Here is a 13,234-nt window from a genome sequence, read left to right as displayed (position 1 = left end):
AAGCGGTCAAAGAGCCAGCCTGCCAGAAGCCCGATCACCATCGATAGAGCAATGAAAGCTAAGGTCCAAGGAAGCCCGATTAACGCAATCATAATCAGCGTAAGTGATAGGGAGTTCCAAGGACTTGCAATCAGAAAAGCCATAACCTGGCCAAGACTCGCGCCCTTGCGTCGCAATTCCATTCCAACCATGAGGATGCCGTGGCTGCATAAATCCATGAAAACACCCGCGAATGTCGCACGCAATAAGCCTGTCTTCGTGCCTCCTTTGCCGAGCACAGATAGAACGAAATTCTGCGGAATTTGACTTAGCAAGCCAACCATGAGAATGCCAAGAGCAAGCCCCCACCACATGACATGCATTAAGTCGCGAACGCTGTGGCTAAATGCGCCTAGCCAATGGCTGTGCTCAAGATCTAGAAAACTCAGTAAATAGAAGACGGACACGCCAATCAATGATCCCCAAAGTAACCAATCGGTTTTATTGGGCGCCGGGGCGCAGCAGTTTTCTTCTTGTTTGGTATCGTGGCACGAGTTCGTTTCGATAGGCTTTGGCGCACAACAACTTGAGGTCATGTCCGACTTGCATGACGCAGGGGTGGTTTGTTCGTGCACACAATCCGCGCCTTGCTCGGACTCTATTTTGTTACTTGATATGCAGTGCTGATTATCTTTATCGCGCATGTTTTATTCCTTTCCGCTCATCAGGTCACCATTGCTCAGCCCCGCTATAATTGCGCACTGCGCTTCTTCATCGCCACGGCATTGGTTAGCGAGATCTAGTAGAGAAGATTTAATCGTTTCGAGAGTTCGAATCTGTTCTTCTATATGGCTTACCTTATCGAGTACGAAGCCTTTGACGTGTTTGCTGTGCCGATGTTGATTACGGAATAGTTCCAGTAAGGTCCTGCATTCTTCAATTGTGAAACCAACTTTTCTAGCGGAGGCAAGAAACCGCAACTCATTGATTTGCGCCTCTTCGTAGTTACGATAGCCATTGTTGGCGCGCTGACTGCTTACCAGCCCAATGCTTTCATAATAGCGAAGGGTTTTATCGCTTAATCCGCTGCGTTTTGCTGCCTGACCGATGTTCATCTCAATACCCCTGGAGAGCTGATTCTAGGAAGAATAAAGCTTACAGCTACTGTAAGGTCAAGCCTTTACTGCGTATTTACTTACTTGGTGGTCTTGTTGGGTGAGCGCTTGGCAAGCGACTTTTCGGTGATCTTTAGTGCCTGTCCTACTGTTTTGAAAATCGGCGTCGATATCGATTTGTGCCCTGTTTCTATGGGTTTGGAGAAGAGGTTGATGACGGGCAGTGCATGGAAGCGATCATAGTACTCGTTGCTAATCGAATCATGCATGGTATGTGCAGTGTGTGAAACTTTGTGGCCCATTTGCAGAGCAAAACGTATTGAATCACTGAGGTAGGAACCGTCTGCTTGAGCGAGAAATAAGGGTGTGTTTTTGTTTGGCAGAACAGGGTGCAGTATTCTCAGCGGTATGCTTTTTTCTCGTTGAGCCTCTATCCAGGGCGATAAGAATTTGTAGACTTGTGGGCTACGTGCAAGCGTAAAATGGTCAAGGCCACTGAAGTGTTGGTTCTCTCGTTCTTCTAATGCTACATCGGGGTGTGCGCTGCTTTTAACTACCAGGCTATCTCCAATGAATGCATTTTCAATAAGCTCGGCGATATCGGATGTCGATTTGAGAAGTCCGCCGCTTATGAAGCAGTGCTTGGCAGTCGAATGAAACGCTTCTTTGTTGTCTTTGAAGCCATCATGCAGGTCTTTTATGCCCTGGCTTCGCAGTTCAGCCCAAGAGTGCCAGATGTTGAGATACGGTTGTGTGAGGCTTTTAATCAGGTTGCTGGTCGTCTTTCCAGCCCGCTCGAGCTTTGCTCCCTCGTGTGGCGTGCCAATGTAAACGCAAGCATGTAACTTGTTGGTCCAGCCTTTGTCAAAATCAAGCTGGGCATGGCGTATCAACAGTCCACCCATGCTGAACCCGACGAGGATGAGTTCGTCGATAGGCAACGGATAGTGCTCAAACAGTTGTTGAATTTTTTCGCTAAGCTCTTGGCCATTTTCTTTGATGGCTAGCCCGCTGTTGTAGCGCACAAAAAGAGGTGTGTAGCCGCGCTCTGCTTCTAACTGATGGCCATAATTAGTGGTGTGCTTGTCCGCAGTCTCGTAGTCCCAGATAGACTCTGTATTCGTTAAACCGTGAACGAAGATAATAAGCTTATTGCTGATCGGCAGTTCTACCTGCTCAGCAATTGATTCGTTTAGATTAAGGCGGTAGTTGTAATGATAAAATGCCATGTCGATGGCCAGACTGCTCTCGTCCTCTGCAAGAGAGTCACCAAAAACGCCATTTAAAATACCCTGAAGCTTGATCAGATTTTGACTCATTGTATCTACTCGAAGTGCCTAATTCTTGATGTTCGATGGCAGTGCTGATCCAAGAGGCTGCTGTCTTAGACCAAGCATATATAACAAGTAAGCCTAGCTACTCCGTATTGGTCAAGTTATATCGATCGTGAGTAGCGTCACGTCAGGGTATTCAGCGCTCGTTGTTGCAATGTAGTTTGCGCTGTCGCTGTTTGGTCTTTAGGTTTCAGAAGTGAGGGGTGGTGAGGTCCGATAGCCGTTTTATTGGTCGCAAAAAAAAGCCCGACACTCATGTGAGTGTCGGGCTCTTCCGTGCTTTCGCTTATACCATTTTGATTGGTTGAGCTTTGACGCTCAGATCTTCAGATGGTGGTGCGAACGAAGTGAGGTTAATACCTTCTACTGCTTCTTTGTATTCCTCTAAGCTTGGGAAACGACCCAAGACAGTCGAGAGAACAACCATTGGGGTCGAACCTAATAGCGATTCGCCTTTCTTCTCTGAGGAGTCCTCAACAACACGGCCTTGGAACAGGCGAGTAGATGTCGCAATGACGGTGTCACCAGGTGCAGCTTTCTCTTGGTTACCCATGCACAGGTTACATCCAGGACGCTCAAGATAAAGGATGTTTTCGTACTGAGTACGCGCTGCTTCTTTTGGATGCTCATCATCGAAAACGAAGCCTGCATATTTCGCTAGGATATCCCAATCGCCTTCCGCTTTTAGCTCATCAACAATGTTGTATGTTGGTGGAGCAACAACAAGAGGCGCTTTGAATGTAATAGGGCCTTTCTTCTCCAGGTTGCGAAGCATCGCAGCGATAATTTGCATGTCGCCTTTATGCACCATACAAGAGCCAACAAAGCCTAAGTCAACTTTACGATCCGCGTAGTATGACGTAGGACGGATTACGTCGTGCGTGTAACGCTTAGATACGTCTTCATTGTTAACGTCTGGGTCAGCAATCATCGGTTCTTCGATTGCATCTAGGTCAACAACCAACTCAGCGTAGTACTTCGCGTTGTCATCTGGAGCAAGCGCTGGTTCTTCACCAGACTTGATGCCAGCAATACGCTTGTCTGCTAGGTCGATTAGGCCTTGTAACATCTTGGCATCGTTATCCATGCCTTTGTCGATCATGATTTGGATACGAGATTTTGCGAGCTCTAGAGACTGAATTAACGTGTCGTCTGTAGAAATACAGATCGAAGCTTTCGCTTTCATTTCTGCAGTCCAATCGGTGAACGTGAACGCTTGGTCTGCTAATAGAGTGCCGATTTGTACTTCGATAACGCGACCCTGGAAGACGTTTTCGCCGCCGAACTTCTTAAGCATTTGAGCTTGCGTTGCGTGTACGATGTCGCGGAAGTCCATGTGAGACTTCATGCTGCCTTTAAATGTTACTTTTACAGACTCAGGGATTGGCATTGCACATTCGCCAGTTGCAAGCGCGATAGCAACCGTACCAGAGTCAGCACCAAACGCGACGCCCTTAGACATACGAGTATGCGAGTCACCACCGATGATGATTGCGCGATCGTCAACAGTAATGTCGTTCAATACTTTGTGAATAACGTCTGTCATTGAATGGTAAACGCCTTTCGGATCACGTGCTGTGATCACGCCGAACGCATTCATGAACGCCATTAGCTTAGGCGTGTTCGCCTTTGCTTTGCTGTCCCATACCGAAGCGGTGTGACAGCCAGACTGGAATGCACCATCGACGCTTGGAGAAATCGTCGAAGCCGCCATGGCTTCCAGTTCCTGACAAGTCATCGGGCCAGTCGTGTCCTGAGAACCGACAATGTTAACCTTCACGCGAACGTCAGAGCCGGTGTGAAGAGGTGTGGTAGATTTTACACCTACCGCATTACGGTTGAATATTTTCTCAACAGCTGTAAGACCTTGGCCTTCGTGAGAAATTTCTTTAGATGCAGCGTAAACATCAGGAGCCTCAATACCGAGGGTTTCGGCTGCGAACGTCTGGATTTTCTTACCGAAGGTTACCGCGTAAGAACCGCCTGCTTTCATGAACTCAACTTTTTGAGGTGTGAATGCATCCGAAACGTCAGTCAGTTCGGTCTCTCCGTTGTACAGCTTCTTGGCTTTGGTATCGATGGTTAGAACCGTGCCTGTTGCTACGGAGAATTTCTCTTCAAGCACTGGGTCGCCATTTTCATCTGTCACAACATTGCCCGCAGCATCTACTTTCTTAACCCAGTTTTTAAGATCAAGACCAATACCGCCGGTTACGCCAACAGTTGTTAGGAAGATCGGTGCGATACCGTTCGTGCCCGCAACGACGGGACGATTGTTGATAAACGGAATGTAAGGGGAAGTTTTTTCACCCGCCCAAAGCGCAACGTTGTTAACACCAGACATACGCGAAGAGCCAACACCCATGGTGCCTTTTTCAGCGATGAGCATGACTTTAGCATTCGGGTGCTTTTTGCCTAGCTCAACGATCTCTTGCTGAGCTTCCGGTGTGATCATGCACTGGCCGTGCAATTCACGGTCTGCACGTGAGTGAGACTGGTTGCCAGGAGAGAGAAGGTCAGTAGAGATATCACCTTCAGCTGCGATGTATGTTACAACGTCAATTTTCTCTGGGATGTCGTCAAGCTTGGTGAAGAACTCGGCTTTCGCGTAGCTTTCAAGGATGTCTTTAGCGATGGCATTGCCCGCTTTGAAAGCGTCGGCAAGACGCGCGGTGTCAGCTTCGTAAAGGAATACTTGAGTCTTTAGAACTTCGCCCGCTGCCGCAGCTTGAGCGTCGTCAGAAAGGGCGATGTCTAGCAGTGCCTCAACAGAAGGGCCGCCTTTCATGTGAGATAGCTGCTCAAGAGCAAACTCAGGCGAAATTTCTGCGAGCGTTTCTTTTCCAAGCGCAATGTCTTTTAGAAAAGCCGCTTTAACGACAGCTGCTGGAGTTGTACCTGGCAGTGTGTTGTAGATGAAGAAGTTTAGAGACGCTTCGCGGTGCTCATTACCAGTGTCTTTGATCTGATCAATGATTTCAGACAGCAATTCAGCGCTATCGATTGGTTTTGGGTTTAGGCCAAGTTCGTTTTTACGAACCTCAATTTCTGCTAGGTATTCTGAATACAAGCTCATACGAATCTCTCATTCAAGTTGAATTGATTAACGGGTAATCAATTTGTAAGACTAATTGGTAAAGCATTTGGCTGGGAACTTTGCATTATTAGGCCAAGCTCCTGGCGAAAAATCTTCAAACTCTTTTCAGGCTTTTTTGCTAGTGAGCAAAGTAAGAATGAAGCTATGTTGATCACTCGAAAGCCTTACTAGACTAGTCAATGCGCATTCTCTTTGATCTTTCCGAGAAAGCCTGTCCCAACAATTGCGCGAAACAGCGAGCATTAACCCTATTTTTAGGCGGCAACATTGTAATCATATTTTCGCTAGTTGTTAAGGATGACAGGGCCCAAGCCCAGAATAACCGTTATTCATCGAGCAAATAAATTTACATTGGCGATGAAGAGGCGAAAGAAAGATCTTATAATGCCGCGCCCGAAAGAATAGCGGTAATTAAACAGAGTGCAATTGATGGAAGATTTAAGTGAAATTCGTGATTTTCTTGGCTGTGAGACCCCTGATCGTTGGGTTGAAAATGCCTTGGAAAACCAAGAGATTATGTTGATTGACCATGCGCACTGCGAAAAGAAAGCCGCAATGACAGCCATCAACAATATCCATCGTTATCCTGATGACGCGGAGTTGTTGAACAAAATGTCGCGATTAGCGCGAGAAGAGCTGCGCCACTTTGAGCAAGTGTTAAAGATCATCAAAAAGCGTGGTTTGAAGTACGGTAACTTATCCGCATCGCGTTATGCCGCAGGCTTGCGAGATCAGGCGCGAAAGAATGAGCCGGGAAAACTGGTCGATGTGCTGATTATCGGCGCGTTTATCGAGGCAAGGTCTTGTGAGCGTTTTGCCAAGCTTGCCCCAAAGCTAGATGATGAACTCAAAGCGTTCTATCAGTCTTTGTTGAAATCCGAAGCGCGTCATTATCAGGACTACCTGAAGCTTGCGACCAAATACGCGGGCGAGGACATCTCAGAGAGAGTGGCTTTTTTTCGGGAGCGGGAGGCCGCGTTAGTTGTGAGCCCTGACCACGAGTTTCGTTTTCACAGTGGGCCTGTTATGGAGTCACGGAACAGTTGATCGGCCATATGTAGTTGGTTAACTAGTTGTGAAGGGCTTTCACTGGCTTTGTTTTTCGTGCTCAAGTGCTTCGAGTTCTGCTCTTTTCGCTTTTGATATGTAGGTCGATTTTTTCTTGGGCGCGAGCTTGGCCTTTGCTTTTTTCAGGCGTTGCTTGTGAATCGCTTCCTTTTTCTTTTTCCTATTCATCTTATATGCGCCTGTTTAACTGGTGAAACCACACGCATCTTAGATGCTTTGGTTTGTATTGTTAACTGAAAGACGTTTGAGTATTAAAAGTTAGCGCTCCTCTCAAGAAAAACTCGTTATACTGACCCCTCCAATAAACTAGACCAACCCCATCTCTGAGGTGATCTTCATGCAATTATGTCCTGTTTCTTATGCCGTAGGGTGCGCTAAATGTCCTGTTTTTAAGGTATGTCCTGGAAAAAACATCATTGGCGACGCCGCCTCGCAAGACAAAGATAAAAAGAAAAAAACAGCACCGAAAAAATAGCCGAGGCAGTAGGTTTGATATGAAGGTTCGTTATGCTGTCGGGAAGAATGTATGGCTGTCCTTGGTATGCGTCCTCTTTGCGTTTGAAGCACGGGCTTCTCAAACGAGCTGTTTCGCGTATGCAGAGACGTACTACGAGCAGGTTTACTGCGAGATAAAGCAAAAGTCCCCTAGCACAGTATTACCGGCATTCTTCGATTTCAAAAAAAACGATGCGCGCATGCAGGCGATGTTGCTAAAACGCAAAGCCGAAGCGCTTGGTATTGCCTTTAACATGCCAGCCTCAAAATCGAATAAAGTAAAGTCTGTAAAACGTGCAGAAGCGAGGCCCGAGCGGCCTCACAATCAACAAATATCTGCACCTCAATCTAGAGCCGAGTGTCAGTTTAGCGTTACCTATATTGACTGCAGCGATGGTCAGTTTTCTTTGATCGGCAATAAGGCAAACAACAAGATTGCGCGCACGGCGCTTCAAAACCAAAACCGACTCAAATTAAACAACTATCGCGCTGATCGGGCTGATCAGCAGCAACTTACTCTGTTCTTAACGCAGCAATATATTCACTACTTAGAGAAAATGGTGGAGATTGGCTTAGGAGGCGCAACCATGTCGTTCACTAAGTTTTATGCCTTGTTTGAGGATATTAGCGACAAAGGGGCGGACTTTTCTGCGCGCTTTGAAACCATGTATGAGTTTCTGAAAAAAGACAAAGCCAATATGAGCGTGAATGAGCGAGCGGTGAGTATTGCCGGCTTAAACATAAATGACTGCGCGCAGCTAACGAGTAGTATGTTTGTTTGCGATAACAGGCGGAGAAACTCGATTTATCTAAAACGATAGGTGTTTTTGTCTCGGATTGCCGGCTAACGTTTTTTGCGGTTTGGTTGATGCAGGGGTGAGTTGTTACTCTCGTGGGTGTCACTTCTTTATATTAAGTTGTAGGTCTCTTTATAAGTCTCTTTATAAGTTTCTGTTATCAACACAACTCTGTTTAGTTGGCCGAGATATCTTCGCTGATGGCATTGGCGGATGCCCAAGCCCACTGAAAATTGAACCCACCCAAGTGGCCAGTTACATCCAGCACCTCGCCAATAAAGTACAGCCCGGGATGGAGTTTGCTTTCCATGTTCTTAGATGAAATCTGATCGGTATCTACCCCGCCAAGCGTCACTTCGGCGGTTCGGTAGCCTTCGGTTCCCGATGGCTTTAACGACCAGCTATGCAGGGTGTCGGCAAGCTGCTTGAGAAGTTTGTCGCTATGCTCGCTGATTGGCTTTTCTTTGTGTTCATCCCAATAGAGCGCTTCAAGCTCTAACACGAGAGACTTTGCTAGGTGCTTGCTGAGTATGGAGCGAAGTTTGCTTTTGCCCGAATTCTGCTTGGCATCAAGCAAGATCTGCTCGATGTTCTTAGTAGGGAATAGATCGAGCTCGATGGTTTCACCAAGATGCCAGTAGTTCGATAGCTGCAATGCGGCAGGGCCTGAGATGCCCCTGTGCGTAAACAGTATGTTCTCAATAAAGCTGCTGCGATCGTTAAATGCTTTTGATTCATGGGCAAGGCCAGACAAGCGTTCGGTCATTATTTTGGTTTTATCGCTAAAAGTGAACGGTACTAAACCGGCGCGTGTTGGCAGCACCTTATGCCCGAACTGTTCGGCTAGTTGGTAGCCAAACCCGCTGGCACCCATGGTTGGAATCGATAATCCGCCGCTCGCGACAACCAGTTTTTGTGTTGAGAAATGTCCAAGGTTTGTCTTTAGGTGGTACGTTTCGCCTTCTTTTTTAACGCTTTCTATCTCGCATTTGGTGCGTATATCCACTTTGTGGGGCGGGCATTCTTCAATAAGCATCTTTAGGATGTCTTTGGCGCTGTTGTCGCAAAACAGTTCGCCATGCTTTCGCTCATGATAAGGGATGCCGTGTTTTTCAACCAGTGATATGAAGTCCCACTGGGTGTAGCGGCTAAGTGCTGATTTTACAAAATGCGGGTTTGAGCAGAGGTAGTTATCGGGCTCAACGAAGTAGTTGGTGAAGTTACACCTTCCGCCGCCGGACATAAGAATTTTTTTGCCAACTTTGTTCGCTTTGTCGAGCACTAAAACGGAAAGGCCTTGTTGCCCGCAAAGCCCTGCGCACATTAGCCCAGATGCTCCGCCGCCGATGACGATCATGTCGAACTGCTTGTGTTGGCTGCTCATAAAGCTAGGCGAATGACTCAGCGTTCTCAGGAAATGCTTGGTTGATTAATTCAAGGCTCTGTTTTGTTTCATCGACGCGAATGAACCAAATTTGCTTGTCCCAATCGCCAAGAACGATTCGGAATGCGGGTTCTGCGTTGATTGTAAGGTCATGCGTTGCTGGCCGGTGGGTGTGGCCATGAATCAGCGTTTGAACCTGTTGCTCTTCCATTAGCTTTATCACCTCTTCGGGTGTGACATCCATAATCTCATTACTTTTGTCCTTGTTCGAAGCCTGGCTCATCTCGCGAAGTTGGCGCGCAGTCGTTAATCTGTCCTCTAAAGGTCGCGCTAGGAAGGTCTCGATAAAGCCTGGTGCACGTAGCATGGAGCGTAGCTTCATGTAGGCGGTGTCGCGTGTGCAGAGGCTGTCGCCGTGGATAAGGAGTACCTCTTCTCCGTTCAGCGCAATCTTGCTTGGTTCTGGAAGAACAGTCACGCCGGTATCTTGAGAAAATTGCTCGCCGATTAGGAAGTCGCGGTTCCCAGCCATGAAAAACGCTTCAACACCGCTCTCAGTGAGGCGCTTGAGTCGCGCTTTGACCTTTACTTGCAAGGGGGTGTTTTCATCGTCTCCGACCCAGGCTTCAAAGAAGTCGCCCAGAATATATAGCTGTTTCGCATCTTTTTCGATTTGATCGAGAAAGTAGAAAAACGCCCCAGTAATGTCGGGGCGTGATTCTTCCAGATGCAGGTCGGAGATAAAGTAGATCATAGAACTGAATCGTTTATTGACGCTTATGCTTCGTCTTCAATGATGCTTGCAGATTCGATGATGACTTCATCGACAGGAACATCTTGGTGGCCTGCTTTCATCGTCGTTTTAACTGACTTGATCTTGTTGACGACGTCGTTGCCATCAACCACTTTACCAAATACAGCATAGCCCCAGCCTTCAGTTGTTTCTGATGTGTGGTTAAGGAAGTTGTTGTCTGATACGTTGATGAAGAATTGTGCTGAAGCTGAGTGTGGATCCATCGTGCGCGCCATCGCAATGGTACCAGCATCGTTTTTAAGACCATTGTTTGCTTCGTTTTGGATGGTCTCTTTGGTTGGCTTTTGCTGCATGTTTACATCAAAGCCGCCGCCTTGAATCATGAAGTTATCAATCACTCGGTGAAAAATGACGCCGTCGTAAAAGCCGTCTTTTACATAGCTTTCAAAGTTTTTCGCTGTTACTGGGGCATTCTCATGGTCCAATTCAAGCTTGATGTCACCGTAATTTGTCTTCAATAAAATCATAGTCATTCCGTGCGTTAACTGGTTTTCGGCTTGGTTTGAATTAGGCCAAGCAACTCGCGGCGGATTGTACAGTGTTGTTGGAAGATACTAAATACTTGAGTGCGCCCCGCTTAGTTAATCTGGTTTTATGATTATTGTTATTTATGGCTAATCGTTTGTAAGGCGCGTGGTAAGCTTCTATCTTTAGCAAATAGGAATATCTTTTTAGAACAATAATTTAATGAAGTAGAGATGGTTATGTTGTTGGATGCATCGTTTAGTGGTTTGAACTACTCCCGAATAAAAGCAAATCTTGGTAACACAATCGTTGTTCCTGAGTCATTGGCTCAAGTGACGACTATTGAAAAGGCGCAGGAGGTCGATCCTGAAAGTGTAGAGATGACGCAGCGCGATGTTCGGGAGATTTGGGAGGCTGTCGAGGGGGTATATCGTACAGGTACGCACCCGGCTATTTCTCTTTGCGTTCGTCGAAAGGGTGAGATTGTTCTGCATAGGGCGATTGGGCACGCTTCGGGTAACGGGCCTTCAGATGATGCATCTGAGTCTAAAGTGCTGATGCGCCCGGAAACGCCGATTTGCTTTTTCTCGGCGTCAAAAGCCGTCACTGCTTTGTTGATTCATATGCTGAATGAGCAAAAGCTCATAAATCTGCATGATCCAATCAGTTTCTATGTGCCCGAGTTTGCCAAGAATGGCAAAAAGAACATAACGATTCACCAAGTGCTCTCACATCGCAGTGGCATTCCTGGTTTACCTGAGGGGCTTCCAGTTGAGACCTTGTGGGATAACGACACAATCTGGCGTTTACTGTGTGACGCCGAGCCAAGTTCTCCGCGCGGCGATAAGCTTGCCTATCATGCGTTGACGGGCGGTTATATTTTGGAGCGCGTTGTTAATAAGGTGACGGGCGATAGTATCCAAGCTTTGCTGGATAAACGAATCCGCAAGCCGATGGGAATGAAGTACTTCCAGTATGGTATCGATCCCAAATATAGCGACCGAGTTGCTACCAACTATGCAACAGGGATCAAACCAATGTTTCCGGTTTCCTACTTAATCAAAAGGGCACTCGGTGGGCCGCTTGATCAGGTTCAGCAAGTGACTAACGACCCTCGCTTTATGCAGGCGGTTATTCCGGCGGGTAACATTATGGGAACCGCGGAAGAGATGAACCGCTTCTTCCAGATGATGTCAAACGGTGGTACTTGGAAGGGTAAGCAGGTTGCAAAAGATATCACCATTCGTCGTGCCGTTCAGGAAGTGGCCTCGGTTCAGTTCGATCGCACTTTGATGCTGCCGATGCGTTACAGCGCAGGTTTGATGCTTGGAGGTCGGCCGGTTGGCGTTTGGGGCTTGAATAGTTCTGCTTCTTACGGGCACATCGGTTTGATTAACAAAATGGCTTGGGTTGACCCGAAAAGAGAGCTGACTGTGTCATTGATGACGAGTGGTATTCCGATCGTTGCGAATAATATTCCGTCTCTCGTCCGCTTCGTGAATACAATTTCGAAAAATTGCTCTGTAACAAGTGCATAAACACCTATTCTCGCTAGCCGGTATTCCGGCTATAATGCGCGCCCTTTCTACTGTTAGCATTGCGTCTCTAGGTGAATCACAACTATGTCGGACTCCGCACCAACTAAGTCTAAGCACTTCCTCGAAAACATTATTGAGGGCGATTTGGCGTCCAATAAGAACGATGGACGCGTTGTTACTCGTTTTCCTCCTGAGCCAAACGGCTATCTTCATGTTGGTCATGCGCGCTCTATCTGGCTGAACTTCGGTCTGGCGAATGCTTATGGCGGAGAGTGTAATCTCCGTTTTGACGACACGAACCCTGAGAAAGAGAGTCAGGAATTCATCGATGCAATTCAGGAAGATGTTCGATGGTTGGGTTACGAGTGGGCTGGAGATGTACGTTACGCTTCGAGTTACTTTGATCAGTTATACGGTTGGGCAAAATACCTCGTAGAGCAGGGCAAGGCGTATGTTTGTGAACTTACGGCTGAGCAGGCTTCAGAGTATCGAGGCTGGGCGACAAAGCCCGGGAAAGAGAGTCCATACAGGGGTCGCTCTGTAGAAGAGAATCTGCAGCTTTTGGAAAAAATGCGAGCAGGTGAATTCGATGAGGGTAAAGCGACTTTGCGAGCCAAAATCGATATGGCCTCTCCGAATATGAACCTCCGAGATCCTATATTGTATCGGATTCGCAAGGTTCCTCATCACCAGACGGGTGATAAGTGGTGTATCTACCCGAGCTATGATTTTGCCCATGGTCAAGAAGATGCGATTGAGGGTGTTACCCATTCAATTTGTACACTAGAGTTTCAGGCGCATCGCCCGCTTTATGATTGGTTAGTGGAGAATCTGCCTGTTCCATCCAAGCCTCGTCAGTACGAGATGGGGCGTTTGAATTTGAACTACACCGTTACCAGTAAGCGTAAGCTCAAGCAGCTAGTCGACGAAGGACATGTTTCCGGCTGGGACGATCCTAGAATGCCGACGATCTCTGGAATGCGTCGTCGTGGTTTCACGCCGCGTTCGATTAAGCAGTTCTGTGAGATGATTCCCGTGAGTAGCAAAAACAACAGTGATGTTGATGTTGCGCAGCTTGAGAAGGCCATTCGGGATGATTTGAATGATCATGCGCAGCGTGCAATGTGTGTGATGAACCCTCTTAAAGT

The 13,234-nt window shown here is 47.2% G+C and carries 12 protein-coding genes; 4 read left to right on the top strand and 8 right to left on the bottom strand.

Translation table 11 applies throughout. The features are described from left to right. The 4 genes from A3750_RS17855 to A3750_RS17840 all read right to left on the bottom strand — a co-directional run. A partial coding sequence (locus A3750_RS17855) for a permease (protein ID WP_197475126.1) occupies positions 1–683 on the bottom strand: 683 nt, incomplete at its 3' end. Between the two features lie 3 nt (positions 684–686). After that, positions 687–1,094, bottom strand: a complete 408-nt coding sequence (locus tag A3750_RS17850; protein ID WP_068453686.1) for a MerR family transcriptional regulator — start codon at positions 1,092–1,094, stop codon at positions 687–689. An 80-nt stretch (positions 1,095–1,174) separates the two neighbouring features. Next, entirely contained in the window at positions 1,175–2,413 is a 1,239-nt protein-coding gene (locus A3750_RS17845; RefSeq protein WP_068453688.1) for a triacylglycerol lipase, read from the bottom strand. Positions 2,414–2,714: 301 nt separating this feature from the next. Continuing rightward, complete coding sequence (locus A3750_RS17840; protein WP_068548536.1) at positions 2,715–5,504, bottom strand: bifunctional aconitate hydratase 2/2-methylisocitrate dehydratase; 2,790 nt, start codon at positions 5,502–5,504, stop codon at positions 2,715–2,717. A gap of 450 nt (positions 5,505–5,954) precedes the next feature. On the opposite strand from A3750_RS17840, the gene A3750_RS17835 reads away from it, so the two are divergent. Continuing rightward, on the top strand, positions 5,955–6,572 hold the full coding sequence (locus A3750_RS17835; protein ID WP_197466359.1) for a tRNA-(ms[2]io[6]A)-hydroxylase: 618 nt from the start codon (positions 5,955–5,957) through the stop codon (positions 6,570–6,572). Positions 6,573–6,611: 39 nt separating this feature from the next. Here the strand turns inward: A3750_RS17835 and A3750_RS25400 are convergent, their stop codons facing one another. Beyond that, positions 6,612–6,761, bottom strand: coding sequence for a DUF2986 domain-containing protein (locus A3750_RS25400; protein ID WP_156492472.1), 150 nt, complete (start codon positions 6,759–6,761; stop codon positions 6,612–6,614). Between the two features lie 326 nt (positions 6,762–7,087). On the opposite strand from A3750_RS25400, the gene A3750_RS17830 reads away from it, so the two are divergent. After that, the gene (locus A3750_RS17830) at positions 7,088–7,909 is read left to right on the top strand and encodes a hypothetical protein (RefSeq protein ID WP_068457178.1); all 822 of its coding nucleotides are present in this window, start codon (positions 7,088–7,090) and stop codon (positions 7,907–7,909) included. A 151-nt stretch (positions 7,910–8,060) separates the two neighbouring features. Here the strand turns inward: A3750_RS17830 and A3750_RS17825 are convergent, their stop codons facing one another. Genes A3750_RS17825 through A3750_RS17815 form a run of 3 tightly spaced genes read right to left on the bottom strand, consistent with a single transcriptional unit; the run spans position 8,061 to position 10,550 of the window. Then, positions 8,061–9,269 (bottom strand): NAD(P)/FAD-dependent oxidoreductase, encoded by a 1,209-nt coding sequence (locus A3750_RS17825; protein ID WP_068457181.1) that lies wholly within the window; start codon positions 9,267–9,269, stop codon positions 8,061–8,063. Between the two features lie 4 nt (positions 9,270–9,273). Next, positions 9,274–10,023 (bottom strand): UDP-2,3-diacylglucosamine diphosphatase, encoded by a 750-nt coding sequence (locus A3750_RS17820; RefSeq protein WP_068457184.1) that lies wholly within the window; start codon positions 10,021–10,023, stop codon positions 9,274–9,276. 23 nt (positions 10,024–10,046) lie between these two features. After that, the gene (locus A3750_RS17815) at positions 10,047–10,550 is read right to left on the bottom strand and encodes a peptidylprolyl isomerase (RefSeq protein WP_068466478.1); all 504 of its coding nucleotides are present in this window, start codon (positions 10,548–10,550) and stop codon (positions 10,047–10,049) included. A 237-nt stretch (positions 10,551–10,787) separates the two neighbouring features. Between A3750_RS17815 and A3750_RS17810 the strand changes: the two genes are divergently transcribed. Both A3750_RS17810 and glnS read left to right on the top strand, forming a co-directional pair. Next, positions 10,788–12,086 carry a serine hydrolase gene (locus A3750_RS17810; RefSeq protein ID WP_068455127.1) on the top strand — a complete coding sequence of 433 codons (1,299 nt, stop codon included), beginning with the start codon at positions 10,788–10,790 and terminating at the stop codon, positions 12,084–12,086. Between the two features lie 84 nt (positions 12,087–12,170). Beyond that, positions 12,171–13,234 (top strand): glutamine--tRNA ligase (gene glnS, locus A3750_RS17805; RefSeq protein ID WP_068548535.1); only part of this gene is annotated, 1,064 nt, incomplete at its 3' end.

The organism is Oleiphilus sp. HI0079, from assembly GCF_001635105.1.
Note: the sequence above shows the minus strand (reverse complement) of the source record. Positions and strands in the feature narration are given on the sequence as shown.